This is a genomic window from Mesorhizobium sp. ZC-5 (assembly GCF_025753855.1).
Taxonomy (GTDB): domain Bacteria; phylum Pseudomonadota; class Alphaproteobacteria; order Rhizobiales; family Rhizobiaceae; genus Neomesorhizobium.
Genome location: NZ_JAOWPT010000015.1, coordinates 22,316 through 39,836, shown reverse-complemented (window position 1 = coordinate 39,836; position 17,521 = coordinate 22,316). Strand labels below are relative to the sequence as shown.

The window sequence follows — 17,521 nt, the reverse complement described above, 5'->3', positions numbered from 1 at the left end:
TCCTGACAACATCGAGAGTCAATATCTTAGGAGTTGATAATGGACATCAGGATCACCGTACCCGGTGCCAGCGCCGCCGAGATCGCCCGTGGGTTGGCTGCGGCACGGGCCGTGTTTGACAAGGCTGGCATCTCTGCCGAGCGCGCGGCCGAAGCCAGATTTGCGGTTGAGGGTTGGGATGACGCAGGTTTCCCTGACGACGAGACATATCCCGACGACGAGGACTTCGAATTCTTGCATGTCTGGGATGAGGCCGATGAAGCGGCGGCAGCGGCCTGTTGCCGCGACTGGCCAGAGGAAAAGCGTTCACAGTCGGCTGATTTGGAACTGGTCGACCCGGAGGCAGATGCCCGCCGGGAGAAGATCATGGCGGCATCAGAGGCTTTCGCTCGCGGGCTGACGCCATCCCAGTTCGAAAAGGAGTGGGAGATGCGGAAGCTTCGCGCGTAGGGATTCCCGCTCCTGGGAGGTGGTTCGGAAAATGTCATTCAGCGTGATGAGAACGCCCGAGGAGGCGGCAAAAGCCCTTGCCGGCATCAATCGCTGGCGTCGCGACAATCCAGATATCGATTGGCAGTCTTGGCTTGACCATCTCGTCGAGGAATACGGCTGCTGGGACAGGACCGTCGAGAGCACGGCTGTCTACAACACCGACTGGCTTTCCCTGGAGGAAATGCCGGATGAACTCCTTGCGATCATCGAAACCCGGGTCCTGCCGCTGATCGAGATTGCGGCGCACGACTTCGACCGGTTCATGCCTGCCTACGCCGAAATGCAAAGAACGCCGTATCGGCCACCGGCCCCGGCGACATGATCGACCGGAAATGAACGAGTTGGCAAATCCGGTTGCGCATCCTTCGAAGCGCTACCCGGAGACCACCGATCGGAATCCGGTTGGCATTATTGACCACTATTGCGAGCATCCAGGCTGCAAGAAGTGGGGTGCCTTCGGTTTTGCCCGCGGCGGCAAGGGCATATCGAAGTGGTTCTGCTACGAGCATCGCGAGTATGGAGAGCGGTTTCTTTGAGGGCCGCTATGGGGCCGCAAGGAGACTGGCCGCTTCCGGCCTCCGTCAATTGAATTGCGGACCTTCAATTGGGGGTATGGTTGGATTGGCGTTAGGCGGCCGTGCGCAGGTGAGCTAGCCACCGCCCTTTCATTGCCACAAGCTGTCTATGCTGTTGTGGAAGCGTGTTTTAACTATCATCGTACTGTTGCTCTCGCTCGATTTGAACCTCGAGGCTTTGGTGCATGCTTTTTGCCCACTTCGCGAGTTCACGGACGGGATGCTTGTACCAGTTTTCAAGCGGGGCCAGATAAACTTCGAGTAACGGCACGATTGAACCAGACCATGACGACGGGCGCATGCGACCACTAAGGGCCTTTAGGAACGCTTCCTGCGTGCCGTAACGCGTCGCGATGGCCTCAAGCGCAGGGTGCCATTCCCGGACACCGTCGTCGGAGTCGCTGAGGATGGGGAAGAAGTCGATCAGCAACGGGGGTCGATCCGCCGCTTCGTCGGCCCATTTCAGGATAGGGTCCTGAGGGACCCCGAACAGAGGGCCGGGTCCGGTATGCCTGGTTCGATCGAAGCGATCGCGATCCGGACCGATCATTTGCTTGAGCCGGCCACGTTCGATCGGGGTCGCCGTTTCGAAGAACCGCGCAATGTGACTCCAGATCGTTACCGGCTTGACCGCAACGAGCACTTCGACGACATGACGCATCGCATCGACCAGTGTGTGAACAAGGTTGTAGTCCGTGCTCTGCGTTAGCCTCACCAACTGTTGGGCAAGGCCTTCGGCGAACCGCTCGCTGATACCGATCGAGGAGCGTACCCGATCGACCAGACTGTTGAATGTGTGCGAGTCCCGTCGCCGCTCGCGCGCGTGCTCGGCGAGGTCTGGCAGGACGAGTAGCGCAGCGATTTCGTGCGCATGTGCGACGGGTGCCGGTTCTCCGTAACGATACATCATTGCCACTTCGAGCGCGGTCCAGACGCCATCGCTTCCCCGCTCAGCCAGGGCGCGCAGTAGAACAGCCACGTCCTCAGGCGGCAAGTTATCCAGCCCGCGACCATAGGAGAGATAGGCGTAGTCCACGGGCGCAATACGCCCAGAGTTCAGGTCGGCGATCGCCAAATCGAGCCGCGCACGGTCCTGCTTAGACAAGGCCGAGTGGAGGTTGATTATCGATTGTTTGGTTCCGGTCAGGCGGCGCGATGCTTCAGCGAGACACTTGTCGGCCATCGCTGAATCGACGAGATCGATCCCGTGTAGCAGGCCCCGCAGCATTTGTATGCTGCCATTGGACTCCGCGACAGCCTCCAGTGCCGTGTGGAACGCCTCTTCGCGGTTACCAGCTTTCTCGCCCAGCTCATCGGCGAAGGGATAGATTGTCCTGAGGTCCATCACTACCATACGGCGGACCGCTGCTAACGTCAGCTCCGGGCTGGCGGAGATCTCACGGGCGACCTCGCGTGCTGCGCGTTGCGAGTAGTCGTAGTCTCGGTCCTCGTCAGCATATCGCAAATCCGGATCGCGAATATCCGATTGCCAGAACTTGGTGAACAGAATGGCCCGATCGATCGGCTCGTATGGAAAAAGGCGGTCATAAAGTTCCCGCACGAACGCGGCGCGTTCGCTACCCGTGTCCGTGCGGTCAAAGTATAGCCAGTCGCCAACACTTTCGATGGCATCCGGCCAGCCACCCTTTTCGCTCGCGATTGTGGAGACGACGTCGGCGTACTCCTTGTAAATGCCGGTACTAAGCATGAGCCTCGCCGACTTCGCCAGGATATCCTCGCAACGCTCGGCAAGCTCGGGGTGCTTCTGGCGGATTGAGGCCAGCCGTCGGAGGCCGTCGCGATAAAAGTCGTGAATTTCATCGTACGTCTCGGGCGTCCAGTCCTTCAAAGGCGGGGAGGACCCGATCTCGCCGTAGTCTCCCAACCGGATCACGTCGCTGCTGAAAACGCTGGCCAACGCCTCGACACACAGGTTCACGGTGGCGAGGTCGTCGCTCGCCAGACCCTCATCGAGAATGGCGTACCGGTCAGGAGGCGGAACCTCGGTTCCGCTTAGATAGAGCTGAAATAGCTGTTTGAAGAGCGCGGTGGCATTGTTCGACCAGTCTTCGTTTTCGTTGACGCCTAGTCGCATCAACAGCCGCGCGGCGATGCCGAAGGACCGACGCCTGAACACCAGCTTGCCAGCTGCTTCCACCAAACTGCGTCTCGCACCCTTAGCTCCCGCCAAGACAGCGTCGTCGAGTGGGAGTACGAAGTGGTCGAGATGCTGGGCCACACGATCCGGCAACACATGGACTAGGGCATCGAGCAGGTCCGCGCCACGAGGTGTCAGGATAGCATCGTCTTTTCCCAGAAGATCATCGTCGCTCAGAAGCAGGTTGCCGACTTCGAGGATCACCGGTGACTTGTCGAGGTGTCGACAGCGTCGAAGCAGGGCCAATGCAAGCTCGTCGCTGGCTGCGGCGATAAAGCGAACGAGCAGACTCGGCCGCATCATGGCGACCCGGCGCATCGCCAGTTTGACGGCGATTGGAAGAGGCTGAGCACTGAGCCGATCGCCTTTTCGCCCGACGATGTCGAATTGCTGTGCCTTGGTCAGATGCTCGTACATTGCATCGCCCGGCATCCGTCCGAGCACTGTCGCGACGACATCCAATTCCACCGGCGAAGTCGCCGCGATCGACAGTGACTCGAATAGGCTAAGGCATTGGAGGGCCCTCACCTCCTCGGCGTTTTCGATTTTCGCACCCACAAGAATGCGATTGATCACGTCATCCGCGGTTTCGAACAGCGATGTTCCAGCATCGACACTCTTTGCGGCCAGGATGCCAAATCGCGGGAAGCCGCCGCAGAGCTCGCGCAGTCGCTCGACCGTGCTCTTGTCGAGGGTTGGGTTCGTTTTGCGGATGATGCTCCCGATGAGATCTGCACTGCTAGGGGAAAGCGCAATATGAAGGTTCGTTTCGCTATCCTCGAGCGGCTGGTCGTCAGTATCAATCGCGATGACGCTAAGGAGACTTCCGGCGCGCGCAGCTTGTTTGCCGAGTTCGATTGCGACGTCGCGCGGACACTCGTCTACCACCAGTAAGGTTCGATTGCTGTCTTCAGCCAGCTTGGTCGCAACCGAGAGCAAGGTCGTGGGCACCGCCTTATACTCGGCAACGACTCCGCGGTATTGGACCATCTCGGCTAGTTGGGACGACGACGCTCTGAGGGACTCGTAAACGAAGCGGCTCTTGCCAAGGCCGGAGGTTCCAACCACGCGCACCAGCCGGCCAGGCTCAGCAACATGCGAGAGGATGCGCTCCCATGCCACTTTCGCGATCGCCTTGTTGTCGCCACCACGATCGCGCTCTTTGGCCGTCCCGATGATGTAGCGGCTATCGCCGTCCTCGACGTACTCGGTGCTGAAATCTGGTTGTGTGCCCCATGCCTCAACTGTCTGGAAACCTGCCAACGATTGTCCATGGGACTTCTCGGATAGCCAGATGGCGACCGCAGGATGATGGGCGGCCCAGAGTGCGATTTGGTTTGCGTCATAGAGCTCGATCTTTCTCAGCCTTGTGGGATTACCTCCAGCCTCGATCACCGCTTCCTCCATGCCGGTGATGTAGTCGTCACGCTTCTCCCCGGTGAGCGCTTCGGTCGTGAACCCGACATAGCAGCCGCCTTGGGCGATGATCGAAGTCATAGCCGGAGTGAGCTTTTTTGCTCGGCCTTTGCGATGAGTCGACTTGTCCCAGCATTCCTTTTTCCAACCAGCGCGTCCGATCTTGCTGGCTTTGCACTGGAAGAAGGTGCTGCGCCCCGGAAGGAAGTCAGTTGAATTCTTGCCGCCCGTCCATACGATGCGACCGTCTTCGCCGCCATCAGATACAGTGATCTGCAGCGGTACCGAAACCCCGGACAGGGGGACACCAGCGGCCTGAGCCTCAGCATACAGCAGACGGCGCAGCAGCAGCACTAGGTCTTTGGCTTCGAGGCTTTCTATTTGTTTGGGGTCAACGTCGAACATGGTCATCGGCACGGAGAATCGGATCTACGTTATATCCGATAATCAGAGGTGAGACCGACTACGCCGTGCGGCCTGCGTCGCTCTTGCCCTTCGTCATAGCCTGGGTAAATGCTTAATGCCGTTGATCGGGAGGATGGCCATGGTTGCCGCCGGAGCACTTGCAACAATTACAGCCGCAATCGGTCTGGCGAAGGAGTTGCGGGATGTCGATCATCAGTTCGACACGGCCGAGCTTCGTCTGAAGATCATTGAGATGATGGATGCCCTTGCACCGCAAAGGCAGCCCCAGTCGAGGCTGAAGGCGTAATTCGAGACAAGCATGAAGAAGTCTCTCGTCTTCGGTCTGAATTGCCCTTCAAAGCGATACAACTCGTCGACTGCGGGCAGTTCCGCTTCTTCGCGGATGAAGCTGGCAATCCAAAAGGTCGGCCGATTTGTCCCAAATGCGAAAAGCGAGGGGACTAGCTGGAGGTTGTTCAGGACAGGAGCAAGGGGGGAGCGGGCCGCATCATATATTATTGTCCAGGGTGCAAAGCGAATTACGGACCGCATGTTCCGCGTGGATAACGGCGGGAAGCAAGTACCCCGGGCGCGCTGCATGTGGGGAAGGTATGGGTATGAGTGAGTGGATACCGATCTTGGTCCTGCCAAACCTCAGGCTACGAGAGCCGATCGGTAATGGCGACATAGCGGTCACCGCTGTCGACGATAACCGAATTGTTGACGCAATCGCCGAGCATCCGCGCATCGGTGAATTCCTCGACCGCTTCACGGACGCGTTCGGTGATCCTGTATCCCCAACGGTCCTAATCATCAGGCGAGAGGCCAAGGAAGCGTACCGAAACACTTCTGCGATTGCTGGTTTTCGGGACCTCCTAGCCGTGTCCACGATACCTAATGCCCGCGCCCTGCAGGTGACACACGGTGGCGGGATGGGCGCTCCTGTGTGGGCCGAGACCTTCTCGATCTATCCGTGGATGGTCGACCGACATGGTAAGGACTTGATCGGTCAGACGCCCGCTATGCTCGGCTCGCACGACGTGGAAAAGTTTCGCGGGCAGATCGATGCGGGGCTGCCGCAGCATGCCGTCGAGCCATATAGTGTGGACGGGCCACTCTTCGACGAGGTCCTCCTCCGGTGGCATCGGCGGTTCAGTTGCGAAGAGGCAAGCTGGGAGGACCGCGCGCTATTCCGTTCCCTCAACATGGCTCGCGCTGCCATGTTGATGCCCGGGGGGCTGGAGTACAGTTTCTACGATGTCGGCCGGTTGCTTACTCTATGGATTAGCGCCTTCGAAATCCTGCTTCATCCCGGCCCTGGAGGCAGCGTGGGTGAGACTCAGGTCCTGAATGTTCTCGATAGGGCAGTTTGGCTGGATTTGAGGTGTGCCGACCAGGCGGTCGAAGTTAAGATTGGAAAGCAGACGACCGCCCGCACGGTCGCTTCCGAACTCTGCCACCGGACGTATGCCCTTCGAAACGCTTTTCTTCACGGGAACGAAGTGACGGCCGAGCAATTGGCGATCAATGAGGTGCCGTTGCTGCTACTTGCAAGCTCGCTTTACCGCATAGCGCTTTTCACATTCCTGAACCTCCGCATTCCGCCAATCGAAGATGATGCCGACGAACATGCCATCGTCCGCTACATCGGAACGCTCAGCTACTGGAAAGACCCTCAGCGGCGACACGAGAGGGCAATCCTGAAAGCGGCAGGCGTCCTGAACGCCGACTAATGGTCGGATTGCTTCAGACATTCGCGTTCCCACGTGGGCCAGCTTTTTGACCAGGTAACTCTGTCTGAAGGGCCACCTGCGGTCCGGCACCTGAGGCTGCGGGCTTTCCAAGGGACGCTCGCGGTCGAGGCCAAGACATAGACAGATGGGTGATCGCTATCTTCGCAGTCACGAATACCTGCGAAAGGGACACGTGGGCGTCCCACAACTCTTTCTCGTGAACGCTCCGGACGAGAAGCGTAAGCCCACTGTGCGCGTGTTCAAGAATACCCGCAACAAGATGATCCAGATTCGAATTCTGGAGAACAGAATAGCGCCATACTACTATATTGAGGGATTACTCTATCGAGTTCCAATCCAACCTTTCGGACAATCGTTTCAGCGAACAGTGCTGAGTTGCTTGTCATAATTCGGAAACGCTGACCGGAGCACGTTCAAGTGCGCCAACGGCATTTATTCCCTTCTAAGCGATAACTCCGAGGTTTCGTGGTCGCCTGAACATTGCACCCATTCCTTAATGCCCTCCAGTTCTATTGGGACCATTACCAAGACTAGCCCAAGCGAAAGGCTACGATGGGTATCGCTGAATGGAAAAGCAGCATTTGGTGCGCTACCGCGACCTACTGAATAACCGGAATAGAGTCGACAATCTCAAGTCGCCGCGTCCGAAGAGCTTGCGGATTGGGCAGTTTGTTCGCCCTCGAATTCGACAGAGATAATCTCGGCGTCGGTCAATGTGAGTATAGAGAGGTCGTTTCCCGATGTAGCGGCGGCCGCGTGACACAGAGCAGTCATCTCCCGGTAGTGGCGCAAAATCACATTTTGTACATCGTCCTCCGCGTTTTTGAGCAAAATCGGTCTGACATATCGATACAGGCCAGCTTCGCGGTCAATGGGTTGGGCGAAACCCATGCGCTCGATGAAGCGGTCGCCATAGGGCCGCCGGTGCATGAATTCGTTCCGCAAGTCTGTGACCTCTTCCATCCAGCCAGCCGATTCAAATTTGACGGAGCTGGTCGGCTTTTGCCGAAAGTAGCCTCTCGCTTGGAGCAACTGGAGTAGATCGTCTGCAGCAAAATGCTCTGGCCGGACTGCTTCCGCAAGCCGTGCGAATGAATCGACCTTCTGCGGGTCCTTGCCAATCCTGAGCGCGCATAAGGCCGCAAGATAGTCCCGCGCCGCGCCAAGATGCATGAAGAAGGAATGGACATGAGCGAACAGGGTCTCATCTAGGGTCGATGATGAGCGCTTTCCCTCCAGGCTATCGGACGCCATATGATTGACCAGTTGCTCGTTATAGAACTCGGCAATCTGCTCCACGCTGATGTCCATGTTGCGAAGGCTCAGGCTGATGGAGCTGGCAAGGCGCTCAGCCTCGGTACGGTTATCGAGGCGTGCAGCGATCTGCTCACGGGTAGGTTGAGCCATAGCTGCGAGGTCGCCCGCCGTCCGGGCCCGTGAGATGTTGCCCGCTACATTGCTCCAGAGATCGGCCGGTCCCTGCAGATGGTTTGTTTGGCCAGGGATGAAGGGGCACCAGCTGGAATGGTAGTTTCCCTTAAACCAGCCGATCCGATGGAAGGCGATGAACGTGAAGGCTTGCTGCCTGAAAAAACCCTGCATCATCGCAGTTGGCATGAACCCCTTTGCGCAAGGGTGCCCGCCGTCCAGAACCGGCTCGATGTGCCAAGCATTGTCGCTTGCTTCGGCAGCACGCATGCCGCCTGAATAAATCTGGTAGAAGGCATCGCCATCGGATTGGCGCGTAACCCTTCTCGTCTGTTGCTGGCACACAGGGATCTTCGATGGTCTGAATGCTTCCGTGGTCACTAGTTTTCCTGCGCTGCACGCGCATCCCCATTCATATCAACTCGCGGATGTCAGCTTATAGGAAGTAGCAAGCGTTTGGTGAACGTCTGAAATTGGGGCGCATTGCTACCTTTCGAAGGCTGGAGAACGACGGTCTCCAATAGACCCCAAGGTATTCACCAACGTGTGGCGACCTTCCGCTTGGGGGACGAAACGTGAGTAGTTGCAGCGAAGAGGCACCCCTGCCAGATTGACGCCATGTGCGGACGCTACACTCGATATCTTCCTTGGTCGGAAATCCACCGGCTCTATCGTCTGACCGCGCCTGCTGACGTCGGACGCAATACCCAGCCGCGCTACAATATCGCGCCGACACAGGATGTCTTGTTCGTTACGCCAGGCGAGGATGGTGGCCACAAACTACGCGAGGGCCGCTGGTGGCTGGTGCCGTGGTGGGCAAAGGAGCTGCAAAAGGGCGCTATGTTCAACGCCCGGGCGGAGACGACCGAGACTTCAGGTGCCTTCAAGGATGCGTTCAAGTTGAAACGCTGCCTGATCCCCGCCGATGGCTTCTACGAGTGGACGATCAGCCCGGCCGACAAGGGACGTGACCCCTGGCACATTTTCCTGCCCGAGCACCAGCCATTCAGTTTCGCCGGAATCTGGGCGCACAACGACAAGCTCGGCGTGACCAGCTGCTGCATCATCACGATGCCGGCAGGCGAGACGATGCGCCAGCTTCACGATCGCCAGCCGGTCATCCTCGATCCCGATGTCTATGATGCCTGGATCGATCCCGAGACGCCAGCGGCGGACGCCAAGCAGTTGCTGCACGAAAACCTCGACGGAGACTTGGAATTCTACCGTGTCGGCCGGGAGGTTAACACTTCGGCCAAGGACGGGCAGCCCTATGACCTGCCGAGCATGATCGAGCCGATTGCTTTGCTCTGACCGTTGCGGCGACAAATCGCCGGCAGTGATCATCAGCTTTATGATTGACCACAGGCGGTTGCCGAGACTCCAGCGCCGCATTCAGTTCTTCAATGGCTTCGCACTATTGTAGGTAAGATTCGTGGGATTCGGACCGGGTAACTGAAAGCGCCGCCCTGGATCAGCCTTCTCAGCCTGCAGGTGGGATTCTTGCTGCGGTTGGACTACATTATGTGGCGAGGCGCGTCCCCCCGGGAGGCTGAAGCAATGACTGTCGAAGTGTTCTTTTGGTACGTTCTGCCGCTTGCCATCGCCGCAGGCGCGTTTGGCTGGGTCGCATACGATCGTAGCCGGAGCCGTGAGCGGCTCCACCCTGGCGACTAATTGCCTGCAGATAGGCACGTAGGAAACTTCCTCCTACAGGTCTGGCGCTGCCCCGGCAGTAATTCCTTGGGGACCATGAGGTTGTATTCCGTCTTCCTGGGCACTTGCTGGTCGCAGCGGCAGAGCTTAAGCATCCAACCGCTACCGTCCGCAGCACGGCTGCTGACCCTCTCCCGCTGCCGGTCCACAGCAAGACGATTCCGACCTCGCCTGTTCCGCCACCCAACGGTCCCGCGGCTTGCAGCTCGCCGGTCTCGGCGAGAGGTCCACATGGACCTCGCCGTTTACGATGGACGGCGTGAATGCTTGATAAAGCTGTATCGGAGCAATGCCGTCGCTGACCTCGAAAGTGAGCCTTGCATCCATATCGAGCGAAACGTGTTCGGTCACCTTGCGGATAATTGCAACGAATTTTCCTGCAGGCATGTGGGTCCGTTCGCCCTCTTCAACATCCCACAACTGTATGAAAACTTCCGTCCAGGATTCCGGGTTGGCCCCACAGTCCAAGGCCGAAAATGCTCCAGCCTTGACCTCGGTGACATGATAGCCGGGCTTCACCGCCCGCCCGTCGTAACTGAACACCAAAGGCTTCTCCTTGTGATCCCCGAGGAAGCCGAGAAGATCACCGATGGTGACGTCGTCGATCACGATATTCAGGGGTTGTTCAAATTCGCGGTTGTCAGGAGTGAGCATCTGCGTTATCCCTTGTTTTGACATTTCTATGATTGTTGAAATATGGATGAACGTCAAGCCCTGATCGCCTTCGGTGCCATGTCTCAGGAAACCCGTCTCCGGATCGTTCGACTTCTGGTGAAGGCAGGTCAGGACGGCATGGCTGCGGGAAACATTGCCGAAGCCGCAGGCGTCTCGGCGTCAAACGTTTCGTTCCATTTGAAGGAGCTGGAACGTGGCGGCTTGGTCGCAGCCCGGCGTGAAGCCCGATCGATCGTCTACACCGCCGAGTATCAGGCCTTGACCGGACTGATCCGCTTCCTGATGGAGGATTGTTGTGCTGGCAATCCTGCGATTTGTGCCCCTGCCCTCGTTCCGTCCTGCTGTGAACCTGCGGACACGGTGCAATGAGCGTTGATCTCGAACCGGTCGCGCCGGACGCTGCGGATTTCATTGCCGCCCTTGAGGCAGAGCAGCTCCCCACCGACGATTTGACCGCAAGCGATCGCTCGTTTTTCCGCTTCAAACGAGACGGTGCGATAGCCGGATACGGCGGCATCGAACTCTACGGAAGGAGCATGCTCGTCCGCTCGATCGTCGTTCTTCCGCAAGCACGCGGTCAGGGGATTGGCCGTCTAATCACCAAAGGCTTGTTGGAGCATGCCGCTGCACATGGCGCTATGGACGCCTATTTGCTTACGACATCAGCCGCGGACTTCTTCGAGACTGTCGGATTCAAGCGAATCCAGCGCGATGCCGCCCCGCCAGAGATTCTCTCAACAAGACAGGCCTCATCGCTTTGTCCATCGACGGCCGTGCTCTTGATGATGCCCATCCCTCACAACATCCAACCCTCGAGCCGGATCCCATCTTGAAGGAGCCTGCCCCAATGACCGACCACCTCTACAACGTCTTGTTCCTGTGTACCGGAAACTCGGCCCGCTCGATCCTTGCCGAAAGCATTCTGCGCAAGGAAGGCGCTGGCCGTTTCAACGCATTCTCTGCCGGCAGCCAACCCAAGGGCACCGTGAATCCATTCGCGCTGAAGGTCCTGGAAGCGCTCGACTACCCGAGTGAAGGCTTCCGGTCCAAAACCTGGGACGAGTTCGCCGTCCCCGGCGCACCCGAGATGGATTTCGTCTTCACTGTCTGTGATGACGCCGCCGGCGAAACTTGTCCGGTCTGGCCGGGCCAGCCGATGACCGCACACTGGGGCATCGAGGACCCTTCAAACGTACAAGGCACCGACATCGAGAAGGAGCGGGCCTTCAGCACTGCCGCCAGGTTCATGAAGAACCGCATCATGGCCTTTCTCAGCTTGCCGCACGCCTCGCTCGACCGCCTGGCGCTTGACCAGCGTCTCAAAGCCATCGGTAAACTTGCAGGAACGACCGCCAAGACCACGGATGCCGCCTGATCATGTCGACATTCGAACGCTATCTGACCATTTGGGTTGCCCTGTGCATTGTCGTCGGCATTGCACTTGGCCACCTCATGCCCGGCGTCTTCCAAATGATCGGGGCTGCCGAGATCTCCAAGGTCAACATCCCCGTGGCGGCGTTGATCTGGCTGATGATCATCCCGATGCTGCTGAAAATCGACTTCGCCGCACTGCGTGAAGTGGGCCAGCACTGGCGCGGCATTGGCGTGACGCTTTTCATTAATTGGGCCGTGAAACCCTTCTCGATGGCGCTGCTCGGCTGGCTCTTCATCGGCTGGCTGTTCAGACCCTATCTGCCGGAGGCGCAGATCGATTCCTACATCGCCGGACTGATCATCCTGGCTGCAGCCCCCTGCACGGCCATGGTGTTCGTCTGGTCGAACCTGACGAAGGGCGAACCACATTTCACCCTGTCGCAAGTGGCCCTGAACGATGCCATCATGGTGGTCGCCTTTGCCCCGATCGTCGGTCTGTTGCTTGGCCTGTCGGCTATCACGGTGCCATGGGACACGCTTGTCCTGTCGGTGGTCCTCTACATCGTCATCCCCGTCATCATCGCCCAGCTCGTGCGCCGCAGCCTTCTTGCGTCTGGCGGCCAGGCCTCACTCGACAATCTGCTGCGGACCTTGCAGCCGTTGTCGCTCGTCGCGCTTCTGGCGACGCTTGTCCTGCTGTTCGGCTTCCAAGGCGAGCAGATCATCGCGCAGCCGATGATCATTGCACTGCTGGCCGTTCCGATCCTGATCCAGGTCTATTTCAATTCCGGGCTGGCCTATCTGCTCAACCGCATCTCGGGCGAACAGCACTGTGTGGCGGGACCGTCGGCACTGATCGGCGCGTCGAACTTCTTCGAGCTGGCTGTCGCCGCTGCCATCAGCCTGTTCGGTTTCAGCTCCGGAGCTGCACTCGCTACCGTCGTCGGCGTGCTTGTCGAAGTCCCGGTGATGCTGTCGGTCGTCTGGATCGTGAACCGCAGCAAGGACTGGTACGAGCGCGGCGCGGCCGTCACAGCCACCAAGGAAGCCGAAAGGATCGCATGATGGACGTCACCATCTATCACAACCCCGATTGCGGCACGTCGCGCAACACGCTGGCGCTGATCCGCAACGCTGGCATCGAACCGACCGTCATCGAATACTTGAAGACGCCACCGACGCGCCCGGTGCTGATGGACCTCATCAGCAAGGCAGGCCTCACGATCCGAGAGGCGATCCGGGAAAAAGCTACGCCCTACGCAGACCTTGGCCTCGATGACCCGACGCTGACCGGCGACGAGTTGCTCGACGCCATGCTGGAGCACCCAATCCTGATCAACCGACCGTTCGTGATGACGCCGTGGGGTGTTCGGCTCAGCCGCCCGTCGGAAGTCGTTCTCGAAATTCTCCCTGTCCCGCAGAAGGGCCCGTTCGCCAAGGAAGATGGCGAGCTTCTGATTGATGCCGAAGGAAACCGCGTTGCCTGACCTGCCCAACATCCTGGACGAAGCGCTTCAGCTCCCCGACACCGCCCAGCTGTCCAAGCCTTTCTCGCGCCACAAGCCGCGTATCCTGCTGCTCTACGGTTCGCTGCGTCAGCGGTCCTACAGCCGCTTTCTGACACTGGAGGCAGCACGCCTGCTCGAACATTTCGGGGCGGAAACCCGCATCTTCGATCCGACCGGTCTTCCCCTGCCCGACGGCGCGCCGATCGATCACCCCAAGGTGCAGGAACTGCGCGAACTGTCACTCTGGTCAGAGGGCCAGGTCTGGAGCAGTCCGGAGCGCCACGGCGCGATGAGCGGTGTCATGAAATCGCAGATCGACTGGATACCGCTTGCTGTCGGCTCGATCCGCCCAACGCAGGGCCGCACTCTGGCTGTCATGCAGGTTTCCGGAGGTTCGCAGAGCTTCAATGCAGTCAACCAGATGCGGGTTCTCGGCCGCTGGATGCGGATGATTACGATCCCCAACCAGTCTTCGGTTGCCAAGGCCTATCAGGAATTCGACGAAGCAGGCCGCATGAAGCCGTCTTCCTATTACGACCGCGTTGTCGACGTCATGGAGGAACTCATGAAGTTCACGCTCCTGACCAGGGACGTTTCCGACTATCTCACCGACCGCTACAGCGAGCGGAAGGAAGATACCGAAAAACTGGAGGCAAGGGTCAAACTCAAGGCTATCTAGTGGTGAAAGTCCGACGCTTGGTACCCGATGCGGAAGACGTCTTCCGACCTTGAGCTGCCGCTCCCGCTGGGCAGTCTTACGGCAAACCATGACCCATTCAGGTCCTTGCCCATGGCGGACTTCAATGTCGTCGATGAGGTTGGTTTTCAGACCTTGAACTTTGCCCTTGTCCCTTTCTTATAACGTCGGCATTAGTCCATCGCTGACCCTCGGCTTGCCGCGAGCCTGCCGAGTGACTGGAGCAGTGCCCTCCTGAAAGTCTGCATCGATTTGCCACCACAACGTCCATGCGGATGGCAAAACTCCATGGAATCAGAGGGTGCCAGATGCGAGACAGCAACGGTGTGGCGTTTGGAGGGGGTGCTGTCATCGGTACCCTTGGAGGCCTTATCGGTTTGGGTGGGGCCGAATTTCGTTTGCCGCTGCTGATCGGTATTTTCCGGTTCACCGCACTGGAAGCCGTCATCCTCAACAAGGCCATGAGCCTGATGGTTATAGCAACTGCGTTGCCCTTCCGTGCCGGCTCAGTGCCTCTGGGTGAAGTCGTGGCGCAATGGCCGATCATCATAAACCTGTTGGCGGGCAGCCTGCTTGGTGCCTGGTTTGGCGCGGGATGGGCGACGCGGCTGAAGTCGGAAACGCTCTACCGCGTGATTGCGGCCCTGCTGGTGGCGATCGCCATTGTTCTCGTCACCGGTCATGATTCAAATTCGTCCGGCGGCCCGCTTTTTGATGGCTGGGCACTCCTGGTTGCGGGCGTTGTGGCAGGGTTCGGAATTGGCATCGTTGCGTCGCTCTTAGGTGTCGCAGGCGGCGAGCTTCTGATCCCGACCCTGGTGTTATTGTTTGGAGCCGACATAAAGCTTGCGGGAAGCCTGTCGCTGGCAGTCAGCCTTCCGACCATGATCGTTGGCTTCGCACGCTACAGCCGCGATCAGAGTTTCTCAGTTCTCAACCGGAACCGGACATTTGTCCTGGTCATGGCGATCGGTTCAATCGTCGGGACCTTCATCGGCGGTCGGTTGCTTGGATTGATACCGAGCGGCCCCTTAATTCCGGCGCTGGCCGTCATCCTCCTGCTATCGGCCGCCAAGGTATGGCAACATCGATAGCGACGGGGCTGCAAGGAGGCTTACAACGGCGTTTCCATCAGCCGTCCCTGGAGGGCAGCAGCATGGCAGACGAAAACACAACGGTCATTCTGGGCATCCCGATACCGTCCACCGATCCGGTCTTTCTCGGGATTGTTGGCGTTCATATCGTGTTCGGGCTTTCGGCGGTGATCGCAGGGGCTGTTGCGATGTTGAGCGACAAGGGGCGCGGCGGGCATTCGCATTTCGGGACGATCTACTTTTGGTGCCTCTCCGGAGTATTCGTCACCATGAGCGCTTTGTCATTCATGCGGTGGGCAGAGAACTATCACCTGTTCATTCTGGGCACGCTTTCATTTGCGTCTGCATTCTTCGGTCGCACCGCTGCCCGGCGGCACTGGTACCACTGGCCCAGGCTGCATCTCACCGGCATGGGTGCGTCCTACATCTTCATGCTCACCGCCTTCTACGTGGACAACGGCAAGAACCTGCCCCTTTGGAAAGAACTCCCGCAAATTGTGTTCTGGCTTCTGCCTAGCGCGATTGGCGTGCCGCTGATCCTCTACGCCCTGTTTCGGCACCCGCTGGTCATTGCTTTCGATCGCTCACAGCGAAAAACGGCAAGGCTTGCAAGCTCAACCTGAGGCACCACTCCACCCTCGATGCCCGTCCAGGTCGAATATGCGGCTTGCAAGGACTGCTTTGCCCCGTTTCCGACGTTGATGTAGTCCTCGCCAAACGTCTGCCGATGGCGCTCCTTGCTCGTTCGGGTGGGCAAAACAAACAGTCGCATTCCAACCCTGAGCGGGCTTACCACTCCGATACCAAGCGTTAGATTTTAACCACTAGAAGGCCGGGGGTCGGCCCTTCGAAGGGCAAAGTGAACGGCGAATGTGGACTGACCTCCAGCCACAGGCTGTGCAGGTGGTTATGGGCCTTATATCGCAGGCTACTTCGCACCCGGTTCGAAGGCGACGCCCCACTCCTCGATCAGTCGGCCTTCATCGTCGTAGATGAAACGGACATCGTAGTGCCAGAGTAGATTGTTCAATTCCCATTGCTCATCTGCGTCGAACTCGCCGTTCGGATGAAGCGAGCCTGTACGTATTGGATGCCGGAAAAGGGTACGGCGGCGGCTCTATCATCCGATGATCGGTTCCGCTTCCTCGGCGGCGGCCCTGGCTACGGATTCCACGTCATCCAAGCATTCAGCTGGTTTCCTGCCATTCAGCCAACCGTTCGGCGAGGTGAACCAGAAAGCCATCTGCCATCCCGACTTCCGCTCCCTTAGGTGCTGGAGCACCCGCGCAACTGTCGCATGCGGTTGCCCGTCCTGGAACTGGAACGCCGGGAACCACTCCGCGCCATTGTACCTAACGGAGAAGATTTTCCCACCGCCCTTCCAGCGAGAGGTGGTCATGCTCTGGTTCTTGGAACCATGACCGGCGGCTTCGGATACCTGCTTGCTTGTCAGGCATGGCCATGCTTCCAAGAAACGAGCCCTGGCTCTGGCGTTGCTGTCCAATAGAATCTGCGTGGCGTCGGTGTCGGGCGGCGAAGGCATGTAGACAGATACCAGGGCATCGATCTTGTCGTCCGTCAGCTGCTTCTGCCGTGCTTCGACTATCGACGGAACGCGCTCCATGATGTCACGCACGGTCTTTCGAACCAGCGGGTTCTCGCTTTTGAAAACTGCGACCACCATATCGGACGGACTCGCCTTTTTCGTCGGCGTCATTGTCTTGGCGATTGCTTTTTGAATGCGCTTTCCTATGGCTCCGAGCTTGACGGGCTTTCCTTTCCCGGCAATGCGCATTCTTTCCGCCGTCTTCTTCGCTGGCCTGTGCTTCTCGGTCGGCTCCATTCCGGCCTGCAGTGCCAACGCGAACTCGTCTCCGTTAAATACGCACACGCTGCGCTGCTTTTCCATGGTGGTCGCCTATCTGGGTGCTTAAGTTACCATCCTGAATGCTAACCTAATTCACCTCCCCGCGAGTTTCAAACCCACTGTCTTGGCGCGCGCGCCGCAGCTGACTGCCATCGTCCTTGGCAGCAGGGGGTTGGGAATGCATGCCCGTCGCGGAGGGCTGATGGATCTCGGTCTTTCTTCGATATTGTGCCGGTTGCCACCTTTGAAGCGGAATGTCCGACTCCTCGGATCCAACTCGTTGACAGAAACCATGAACCGCCCGGAGGCCTTTTTGATGGGATCTTTCCGGCATTCTGCAACAAAGGAGATCAGCGGAAAACGGA

The 17,521-nt window shown here is 58.6% G+C and carries 18 protein-coding genes; 14 read left to right on the top strand and 4 right to left on the bottom strand.

The window, feature by feature from the left end:
• Positions 1 to 39: 39 nt before the first annotated feature.
• From OHD58_RS26635 to OHD58_RS26625, 3 genes are read left to right on the top strand one after another with little or no spacing between them, the layout of a single operon-like run.
• On the top strand, positions 40 to 450 hold the full coding sequence (locus OHD58_RS26635; RefSeq protein ID WP_263806658.1) for a hypothetical protein: 411 nt from the start codon (positions 40 to 42) through the stop codon (positions 448 to 450).
• Between the two features lie 31 nt (positions 451 to 481).
• Entirely contained in the window at positions 482 to 814 is a 333-nt protein-coding gene (locus tag OHD58_RS26630) for a hypothetical protein (protein ID WP_263806657.1), read from the top strand.
• Between the two features lie 10 nt (positions 815 to 824).
• On the top strand, positions 825 to 1,028 hold the full coding sequence (locus OHD58_RS26625) for a hypothetical protein (protein WP_263806656.1): 204 nt from the start codon (positions 825 to 827) through the stop codon (positions 1,026 to 1,028).
• 169 nt (positions 1,029 to 1,197) lie between these two features.
• On the opposite strand, the gene OHD58_RS26620 is transcribed toward OHD58_RS26625, so the two are convergent.
• Positions 1,198 to 5,052, bottom strand: a complete 3,855-nt coding sequence (locus tag OHD58_RS26620; RefSeq protein WP_263806655.1) for a hypothetical protein — start codon at positions 5,050 to 5,052, stop codon at positions 1,198 to 1,200.
• 133 nt (positions 5,053 to 5,185) lie between these two features.
• On the opposite strand from OHD58_RS26620, the gene OHD58_RS26615 reads away from it, so the two are divergent.
• Together OHD58_RS26615 and OHD58_RS26610 are read left to right on the top strand one after the other, a co-directional pair.
• Positions 5,186 to 5,353, top strand: a complete 168-nt coding sequence (locus tag OHD58_RS26615; protein WP_263806654.1) for a hypothetical protein — start codon at positions 5,186 to 5,188, stop codon at positions 5,351 to 5,353.
• Positions 5,354 to 5,663: 310 nt separating this feature from the next.
• Positions 5,664 to 6,779: a hypothetical protein gene (locus OHD58_RS26610; protein WP_263806653.1), complete on the top strand. Its 1,116-nt coding sequence runs from the start codon at positions 5,664 to 5,666 to the stop codon at positions 6,777 to 6,779.
• 651 nt (positions 6,780 to 7,430) lie between these two features.
• Here OHD58_RS26610 and OHD58_RS26605 read toward each other — a convergent pair.
• Complete coding sequence (locus OHD58_RS26605) at positions 7,431 to 8,609, bottom strand: hypothetical protein (protein ID WP_263806652.1); 1,179 nt, start codon at positions 8,607 to 8,609, stop codon at positions 7,431 to 7,433.
• 237 nt (positions 8,610 to 8,846) lie between these two features.
• On the opposite strand from OHD58_RS26605, the gene OHD58_RS26600 reads away from it, so the two are divergent.
• Positions 8,847 to 9,539, top strand: coding sequence for an SOS response-associated peptidase (locus tag OHD58_RS26600; RefSeq protein WP_263806651.1), 693 nt, complete (start codon positions 8,847 to 8,849; stop codon positions 9,537 to 9,539).
• Between the two features lie 504 nt (positions 9,540 to 10,043).
• Here the strand turns inward: OHD58_RS26600 and OHD58_RS26595 are convergent.
• On the bottom strand, positions 10,044 to 10,595 hold the full coding sequence (locus OHD58_RS26595; RefSeq protein WP_263806746.1) for a DUF6428 family protein: 552 nt from the start codon (positions 10,593 to 10,595) through the stop codon (positions 10,044 to 10,046).
• 42 nt (positions 10,596 to 10,637) lie between these two features.
• Here OHD58_RS26595 and OHD58_RS26590 point away from each other — a divergent pair, with 42 nt between their 5' ends.
• The 8 genes from OHD58_RS26590 (at position 10,638) to OHD58_RS26555 (ending at position 15,912) form a co-directional block, all read left to right on the top strand.
• A complete protein-coding gene (locus tag OHD58_RS26590; RefSeq protein ID WP_263806650.1) occupies positions 10,638 to 10,985 on the top strand; it encodes an ArsR/SmtB family transcription factor in 348 nt (115 codons plus the stop codon).
• Complete coding sequence (gene arsN2, locus OHD58_RS26585) at positions 10,982 to 11,449, top strand: arsenic resistance N-acetyltransferase ArsN2 (RefSeq protein WP_263806649.1); 468 nt, start codon at positions 10,982 to 10,984, stop codon at positions 11,447 to 11,449. The genes OHD58_RS26590 and arsN2 overlap by 4 nt, the downstream gene beginning before the upstream one ends.
• Positions 11,450 to 11,463: 14 nt before the next feature.
• On the top strand, positions 11,464 to 11,991 hold the full coding sequence (locus tag OHD58_RS26580; protein ID WP_263806648.1) for an arsenate reductase ArsC: 528 nt from the start codon (positions 11,464 to 11,466) through the stop codon (positions 11,989 to 11,991).
• A gap of 2 nt (positions 11,992 to 11,993) precedes the next feature.
• Positions 11,994 to 13,055 (top strand): ACR3 family arsenite efflux transporter, encoded by a 1,062-nt coding sequence (gene arsB, locus OHD58_RS26575; RefSeq protein WP_263806647.1) that lies wholly within the window; start codon positions 11,994 to 11,996, stop codon positions 13,053 to 13,055.
• Positions 13,055 to 13,477, top strand: coding sequence for an arsenate reductase (glutaredoxin) (gene arsC, locus OHD58_RS26570; RefSeq protein ID WP_263806646.1), 423 nt, complete (start codon positions 13,055 to 13,057; stop codon positions 13,475 to 13,477). The genes arsB and arsC overlap by 1 nt, the downstream gene beginning before the upstream one ends.
• A complete protein-coding gene (gene arsH / locus OHD58_RS26565; RefSeq protein WP_263806645.1) occupies positions 13,452 to 14,177 on the top strand; it encodes an arsenical resistance protein ArsH in 726 nt (241 codons plus the stop codon). Before arsC ends, arsH begins: the two co-directional genes overlap by 26 nt.
• A 326-nt stretch (positions 14,178 to 14,503) precedes the next feature.
• A complete protein-coding gene (locus tag OHD58_RS26560) occupies positions 14,504 to 15,289 on the top strand; it encodes a sulfite exporter TauE/SafE family protein (protein ID WP_263806644.1) in 786 nt (261 codons plus the stop codon).
• A 62-nt stretch (positions 15,290 to 15,351) separates the two neighbouring features.
• Complete coding sequence (locus OHD58_RS26555) at positions 15,352 to 15,912, top strand: hypothetical protein (RefSeq protein WP_263806643.1); 561 nt, start codon at positions 15,352 to 15,354, stop codon at positions 15,910 to 15,912.
• Between the two features lie 497 nt (positions 15,913 to 16,409).
• Here OHD58_RS26555 and OHD58_RS26550 read toward each other — a convergent pair whose 3' ends face one another.
• Entirely contained in the window at positions 16,410 to 17,198 is a 789-nt protein-coding gene (locus OHD58_RS26550) for a hypothetical protein (protein WP_263806642.1), read from the bottom strand.
• Positions 17,199 to 17,521 lie beyond the last annotated feature (323 nt).

Coding starts and splice junctions, on each gene's coding strand:
- OHD58_RS26635 (WP_263806658.1), top strand. CDS start 40: ATGGACATCAGGATCACCGTACCCGGTGCCAGCGCCGCCGAGATCGCC.
- OHD58_RS26630 (WP_263806657.1), top strand. CDS start 482: ATGTCATTCAGCGTGATGAGAACGCCCGAGGAGGCGGCAAAAGCCCTT.
- OHD58_RS26625 (WP_263806656.1), top strand. CDS start 825: ATGAACGAGTTGGCAAATCCGGTTGCGCATCCTTCGAAGCGCTACCCG.
- OHD58_RS26620 (WP_263806655.1), bottom strand. CDS start 5,052: ATGACCATGTTCGACGTTGACCCCAAACAAATAGAAAGCCTCGAAGCC.
- OHD58_RS26615 (WP_263806654.1), top strand. CDS start 5,186: ATGGTTGCCGCCGGAGCACTTGCAACAATTACAGCCGCAATCGGTCTG.
- OHD58_RS26610 (WP_263806653.1), top strand. CDS start 5,664: ATGAGTGAGTGGATACCGATCTTGGTCCTGCCAAACCTCAGGCTACGA.
- OHD58_RS26600 (WP_263806651.1), top strand. CDS start 8,847: ATGTGCGGACGCTACACTCGATATCTTCCTTGGTCGGAAATCCACCGG.
- OHD58_RS26595 (WP_263806746.1), bottom strand. CDS start 10,595: ATGCTCACTCCTGACAACCGCGAATTTGAACAACCCCTGAATATCGTG.
- OHD58_RS26590 (WP_263806650.1), top strand. CDS start 10,638: ATGGATGAACGTCAAGCCCTGATCGCCTTCGGTGCCATGTCTCAGGAA.
- arsN2 (WP_263806649.1), top strand. CDS start 10,982: ATGAGCGTTGATCTCGAACCGGTCGCGCCGGACGCTGCGGATTTCATT.
- OHD58_RS26580 (WP_263806648.1), top strand. CDS start 11,464: ATGACCGACCACCTCTACAACGTCTTGTTCCTGTGTACCGGAAACTCG.
- arsB (WP_263806647.1), top strand. CDS start 11,994: ATGTCGACATTCGAACGCTATCTGACCATTTGGGTTGCCCTGTGCATT.
- arsC (WP_263806646.1), top strand. CDS start 13,055: ATGGACGTCACCATCTATCACAACCCCGATTGCGGCACGTCGCGCAAC.
- arsH (WP_263806645.1), top strand. CDS start 13,452: ATGCCGAAGGAAACCGCGTTGCCTGACCTGCCCAACATCCTGGACGAA.
- OHD58_RS26560 (WP_263806644.1), top strand. CDS start 14,504: ATGCGAGACAGCAACGGTGTGGCGTTTGGAGGGGGTGCTGTCATCGGT.
- OHD58_RS26555 (WP_263806643.1), top strand. CDS start 15,352: ATGGCAGACGAAAACACAACGGTCATTCTGGGCATCCCGATACCGTCC.
- OHD58_RS26550 (WP_263806642.1), bottom strand. CDS start 17,198: ATGGAAAAGCAGCGCAGCGTGTGCGTATTTAACGGAGACGAGTTCGCG.